General features: G+C 46.8%; 5 protein-coding genes. 2 read left to right on the forward strand and 3 right to left on the reverse strand.

The features are described from left to right. From NO989_RS11600 to kduD, 3 genes are read right to left on the reverse strand one after another with little or no spacing between them, the layout of a single operon-like run. Positions 1–984, reverse strand: coding sequence for a TRAP transporter substrate-binding protein (locus NO989_RS11600; RefSeq protein ID WP_014979607.1), 984 nt, complete (start codon positions 982–984; stop codon positions 1–3). A gap of 30 nt (positions 985–1,014) precedes the next feature. Beyond that, the gene (gene kduI / locus NO989_RS11605) at positions 1,015–1,860 is read right to left on the reverse strand and encodes a 5-dehydro-4-deoxy-D-glucuronate isomerase (protein ID WP_039225580.1); all 846 of its coding nucleotides are present in this window, start codon (positions 1,858–1,860) and stop codon (positions 1,015–1,017) included. A gap of 22 nt (positions 1,861–1,882) precedes the next feature. Continuing rightward, on the reverse strand, positions 1,883–2,641 hold the full coding sequence (gene kduD, locus NO989_RS11610; protein ID WP_014976831.1) for a 2-dehydro-3-deoxy-D-gluconate 5-dehydrogenase KduD: 759 nt from the start codon (positions 2,639–2,641) through the stop codon (positions 1,883–1,885). A 178-nt stretch (positions 2,642–2,819) separates the two neighbouring features. Between kduD and NO989_RS11615 the strand changes: the two genes are divergently transcribed. Both NO989_RS11615 and NO989_RS11620 read left to right on the forward strand, forming a co-directional pair. After that, on the forward strand, positions 2,820–4,049 hold the full coding sequence (locus tag NO989_RS11615; RefSeq protein WP_371342584.1) for a DUF4861 family protein: 1,230 nt from the start codon (positions 2,820–2,822) through the stop codon (positions 4,047–4,049). Positions 4,050–4,500: 451 nt separating this feature from the next. Beyond that, positions 4,501–6,357: an alkaline phosphatase PhoX gene (locus NO989_RS11620; RefSeq protein WP_370137029.1), complete on the forward strand. Its 1,857-nt coding sequence runs from the start codon at positions 4,501–4,503 to the stop codon at positions 6,355–6,357. Positions 6,358–6,465: the final 108 nt, after the last annotated feature.

Here is a 6,465-nt window from a genome sequence, read left to right on the forward strand (position 1 = left end):
TTACATCGCTTTTATTTGCGTAATTAAGTCGCCAATTGGTGTGTCTTCAAAGCTCTTATGAAAAGGCTTTACCGCTTCAACGAAAGGCGCTTTATCAGGCGTAATAACTGTGACGCCTTCGGCTTTTACCTTTTCTAAAGAGGCTTGCGTAGATGTTTTCCAAAGTTCGCGTTGGTATTCAACAGAGTCTTCCATTGCTTTGTTTAGCCACATTTGCTGCTGTTCATTCAAACTTTCCCATACCGGCAGAGATGCCAGCATGACGTCTGGAACACTGGTATGCTCGTCAAGACTGTAGTAACGGGCAATTTCATAATGACGTGAAAGGTAGTAGCTGGGCGGGTTGTTCTCTGCGCCGTCTACAACGCCTTGCTGAAGCGCAGTGTACAGTTCTCCCCAGGCAACGGGGGTTGCAGCTCCTCCAAGTGCGCGAACTGTTGCTACTGCAGTAGGGCTGTTCAACACGCGAATTTTGAGCCCGTTCAGATCGCTTGGTGTTTCTATTGGTTTGTCGTTGGTGTAAAAACTACGGCTTCCCGCATCGTAATAGCCAAGACCTTTAAGTCGAAAGTCTTCAACACCAGATAGCAACTCATCGCCTAAATCGCTGTTTAATACACGCCAGAAGTGTTCGTTATCGCGGAAGATGTAGGGAATGCTAAAAATCTTCATTTCGGGAGCAAACCCTTCCAGAGGACTTGCCGACACTTTAGTCATGGCGAGTGAGCCAATCTGCAGCAGTTCTACCATCTCCCTCTCGGTTCCTAGCTGGCTGCTCGGGTAAATAACCACACTCATTGTACCGTCAGAATAGTAATCTAGGCGCTCTCCAAGATATTCCATTGCTTTATGTACTGAGTGTTGAGTGTCCAACGTATGCCCTAAGCGCAATACGGTGACTTCGCCTTGCAGTTCATTTTGCGAACACGCCGAGGTTAGCAACAGGGCCGTGGCTGACAGTGTGAGTTTTATATACCGCAACATAATCATTACACCTATTTAGAGCAGGGCTGCTTAACGCAACTGTGAAGGCGGAAACTTATCCATATCATCGTAATCCAGGTTTTCACCTGCCATTCCCCAGATAAATGCATAGCTTCCAGTACCTACACCACAATGAATGGACCAAGGTGGCGATACCACGGCTTCTTCATTCGCTACAAAAATATGGCGAGTTTCGTGAGGTTCGCCCATGAAGTGACATACGCGGCTTTCGCTATCCATATCAAAGTAAAAGTACACTTCATTGCGTCGGTCATGTTGATGAGCTGGCATGGTGTTCCAGACGGAGCCTGTGTGCAGACGCGTTAGTCCCATTTGAAGCTGACAAGTATCGACAACAGTATTGATAAGTAACTGTTTGATATCACGCTTGTTGGAGGTTTCCTGACTGCCTAAGTGAAGGATGTTTGCATCTGTGCTACCTATTTTTTTGCAGGGATAGGCGTGGTGAGCCGGCGCCGAGTTTAAGTAATATTTGGCAGGATTGGACGCATTGTCCGACTCAAAAATGACTTCTTCATTGCCTTGTCCGATGTACAAGGCCTCTTCATTATCTAGGTGATAAGTGGTACCTGAAACAGTAATGGTTCCAGGCCCGCCGATATTAATTACACCGACTTCGCGACGGGCGGTGAAGAACGGCATCTTTAACTGATCTTCAATGGTTTCTAGCGTTAGCGCTGACGTTGTCGGTACGGCACTTCCAAGCATAAAGCGTTCGTAGTGGGTGTATATCCATACGACTTCACCTTGTGTCATTAGGGTGTCGACTAAAAACGCGTCACGCAATTCTTGCGTGTTGTAAGCATTGGCCTCTTTACGACCGATAGCATATCGGGTGTCTATTTTCTTGCTCATGGCTGTATCCCCCATTCGTTAATTAACGTGCTAGAAAGCCGCCGTCGACAGCAAGGATATGGCCGTTTACGTAATTGCTTGCTGCGCTCGCAAGAAATACCGCCGCACCTGCTAAATCATCACTTTCCCCCCAGCGATTAGCTGGAATGCGGGCACAAATTTCAGCACTGCGCGTTTCATCATCTTGCAGTGCTTGGGTGTTATCGGTTTTGATGTAACCTGGCGCAATTGCGTTCACCTGCACATTGTATTGGCCCCATTCGTTTGCTAGCGCTTTCGTAAGGCCCGCAATGGCGTGCTTACTCGCTGTGTAGGCAGGAACGGTGATGCCACCTGTATAACTTAACATTGATGCAATATTGATAATTTTGCCTTGTCCCCGTTCTACCATCGTCTTGCCAATAGTTTGGCTAAGTAGGAAAGCTGAATCGATGTTGACAGCAAGCACGTTTTTCCACTCGTCAAAAGGAAAGTCGGTTGCTGGTGCTCTGAAAATAGTGCCGCCGTTATTCAGCAGGATGTCGATGTGTCCTTTAATGCTTAACGCATCTTCAGCAAGTTTAACTACCGCGTCGGCATCAGCGAGGTCGGCATCTAATGCCATGGCTTGACCACCTTCACTTTGAATTTTACGTAGTGTCTCGTCACATCCACCTGGTCGAGAACTGGCGCAGATGACGAAGGCGCCAGAAGTGGCGAGTGCTAAAGCAAGCGCTTGGCCTATACCTCGACTTGCTCCGGTCACTAATGCGGTTTTACCTTCTAGGCTAAAGTTGACCATGTAATTTACCTTTCACTAAATGGTTCATGGGTATGACGAATTTTATCGACATACTAAATTGAAAAATCTCGTTAACAAAATTTAAAATAATTGCCACCGGTGGCATTTGTCAATATATTGTTTATAAAAATCGTTAATTAGTTAAATGCGTTAACAACCGATGGAGAGCATAAAAGTGATGAAATTTAGTAAGATAGGTCTAATTTTGGTGCCATTATTGGCAAGTTGCTCACAAGGGGATATAAATTCGGCTTTGTCTGTTAAGGTGAAAAATTCGGCAGACGGTGGTAGCGGCGATCAAATTTTCGAAGTATCTCTTCCCCCGCAATATTCGGGGTGGAAGTTAAAGCAATATCCGTCAGAATGGATAAAGAATAGCGAAGGGCAAGCGGTGTTACTAGGTGCAGCATCCATTACGCCAGGAAGTAGTGCGTCATTGGAACTTATGCCACCTGAGCAAGCTACGAATGTTAATCTCCAAGACCGGGCGCACGCTGAACTTTCCGTAAGAACAGGAGGAGAGTGGCAAGACGCAGTATATAGCGCTGAGGGTTTTTCTTTTGAAGAAGTTACCTCATTCACATCGCCTCCGCAATTGACCGATCATTCTTACTTTTTGCGTTACGAAGGACCAGGCTGGGAGTCTGATCAAATGGGCTATCGCCTTTATCTTGATTGGCGTAACGCTATTGATGTCTTTGTTAAAGCGAACGACAGTGTAGTATTACCTGAGGTGGGGCAAGACGGCTACGATAGCTATCATAATTTATCTTCGTGGGGTGGAGACGCGCTTAAAGTTGGTAAATCGTTGGGCGTGGGTGCGCTAGGTCGATTAACAGAACAAGAAACCCAAGACTCCTCAACGCAGACAGTTATGCATTTTCAGCATGTAGAGACTACGCAATACCAATTAGTCTCGAATTCTCAGTTGCGTGCTGAGTTCGAGGTTGGCTACGAAGGATGGTCATCGTCTGATGCGAAAGCGGACAGCATCGACGTTACCACGCACTATCGAATTGATGCGTTTGACCCCACCACCCACATCAGCGTTTCTGTATCAGAGCCATCGGATAATATTGTCGCAGGTCTAGTGGCGCATGATGGAATGAAGGTGATTAAAGCCGGGCGTGGTGAGTGGGGCGTTGTAGCGACTTGGGGAACGCAAAGTATCTTGGCAGATAATGACAACTTAGGGTTGGCCGTTGTTTATCGGTTAGAGCAGGTCGAAAAGGTATTCGAGGGTGAACATGACCACCTTGTGTTGTTCAAACCTTTAACCGCTTTTGATTATAAAATTCTCGCGGTTTGGCCTAAGAGCCGCAGTGATGTACAAACTGCAAAGCAGTTTGAAGATTATCTGGTTAATAAATTAAAGATGTATAATCATCCTCTTACTGTCTCAAACTAAGTATTACTTAGCGACCAGGCTAGCGGGCCGTAGCGAAATGCGTAGCCCGTTAGCTTATACCGTGTCTTTTTCTAATTACCTTCTCCAACTACCCTCTTTTTCCATTTTAGCCCATCCAACTTTCAAGCAGTTATGTCCTGTTGTGTTCACGGGCACAAAGCTCTGACCAGTATTGTGAAACAAATAATTCATAAACTGACTGAATGGTTTAGGTTTTCTTGATTGAGCATTCAATAACCCCAATGATTACAGCGCCTTCGTAAATCGTCGCATTTGTTTTATTCGTTTTTTCAGACCCTTGTGTCAATAAAGCTTCATTTTGGTGTCAATTCACTGTCACCGGAATGTCACAAATGTCCTCCAGACTTTCGCCCGCTAAGACCGTTTACTGAGGTGAGTCTTCTGCTTACCTCCACTCAACATCGAAAACAAGTATAAGCAAGGAACTATAATGAAAAGCGAAACTCTTCGTGGAATTAAGTATTCAGCGATAGCACTGGCTGTAACACTCGGGATGACTGCCTGTTCACTGGAAGGTGACGATGGCGAAGACGGTGTACAAGGCCCTGTAGGTGAGCAAGGCCCAGTAGGAGATCAAGGCCCGGCGGGCGACCAAGGTCCTCAAGGTGATAGTGCAGGTACGCTAACACGTATTGCTACGGTTCCACTTGGTGCAGAAGTGACCGGTATATTCTTAACAGACGAAGGCGATTTATTTTTTAACGTTCAGCACCCGTCTGGCACTAATGCGGCGACAACCAGTGTAAATGCAATGCCTATCAACACCGGTACAGTGGGCGTGCTTGCAGGTGCTAACTTCAACAATCTGCCAGTAACATTACCAAATTCACCTGTACCAAGCTCAGATGAAGAAAAAGAACTGGTGGTTTCTGCCATTGGTCAATATCAAGTACTCGGACAAACGGGCGACACTTTCGGTACTGACCTACCAGAAGGCTTAGGTCACATCTACACGTTGGATGGTGAAGAGTTGGTTCTTGAAAATGACATGCCTGATTTTAACGGCTTCATCTCAACCGCCGAAGGCGAAGGTTACCTTTTCTCGAACTGGGAAGAGCTTCCTGGCGGTATGAGCCGCATGAAAGTTGAAAAAGACGAGTTTGGTATGTGGGAAGTAACTGAAGCCATGATGCTGGATTTCTCGCCAGTATGGGGAACGGCGGCAAACTGCTTTGGTTCAATGTCACCTTGGGGTACACCGCTTACTTCAGAAGAGTGGGTGGTTGATTCGGCGGTGGATACGACAACATCACCAAGCTGGAATAACCCAGAGGCCGTTTCTACAGATGCGCGCTTAGGTCGTATGTGGCAAATGACGGCGCCAGATGCGCCAAACCCGTACAACTATGGCTACATTGCGGAAGTAACAGAGCCGTTGGCTGATGAGCCGGTTATTGTTAAGCATTTTGCAATGGGCCGTTACGAGCATGAGAACTCAACGGTCATGCCTGACGGCAAAACGGTTTACCTTTCTCAAGATGATACGGGTGGCGTACTGTTTAAGTTTGTCGCAGACACAGCTGAAGACTTATCGGCAGGTACACTTTACGGCGCTAAGCTCACTCAGGACGCAGGTCAGAATGATCCTGCGACTACTGGTTTTGCGGTAGAATGGGTGGAGTTAGCTAGCGGTGATAACCTGACTATTCGCGCGTGGATTGATGAATACAATGGTATTGGTACCGACGATTACGTGGATGGACAAAGTTCTTACATTACTATGGCCGACGTTCAAGCATGGGCTGATGGCGATGCGACCTATCCAACGGTAGAGGAAGGTGGCTCTAGCGTAACAGCAGGACAGCCAATGGATAACCGCGTAGCGTTCTTAGAGAGTCGTGCAGCGGCCCGTCTTAAAGGGGCTACCGCAGAGTGGAGAAAACTGGAAGGTATCTCAATCAACCAGAAACGCGCAAAGGAAGCGGTTGAAGGTGTAGATACTATCGAAGGTGAAGTGGTACAGAATGCATACCTTTACATCGGCATCGCTGATATCGACAACACAATGATTGACGGTGAAGGCGATATGCAGCTTTCAGCCCGCGTTAAAGACTGTGGTGGCGTTTATCGTGCCAAGCTTGAAGAAGGCTATAACATCTCTCGTATTGAACCTGTGGTGATGGGCGGTACGTACCGTTCAAGCCTAACTGGCGCCGAGCGTTGTGACGTTGAACAGCTTTCTCAACCAGATAACGTAGTGGTGATGAACGACGGCCGTATTCTTATCGGTGAAGACGGTTTCCAAGAAAACAATACGCTGTGGATGTATGAGCCAGCAGATAAGTAAGTTTTCTTTTTAATTTAAAAATACTCCGGGTACCTAGGGCCTGTATATGGTCTCCCCCGTTATTGCAAGAGTAAACATGCTGTTTTGACTAAAATGGTTTGCGTCCGT

It is taken from the genome of Alteromonas sp. DY56-G5 (assembly GCF_041414725.1).
Taxonomy (GTDB): domain Bacteria; phylum Pseudomonadota; class Gammaproteobacteria; order Enterobacterales; family Alteromonadaceae; genus Alteromonas; species Alteromonas macleodii.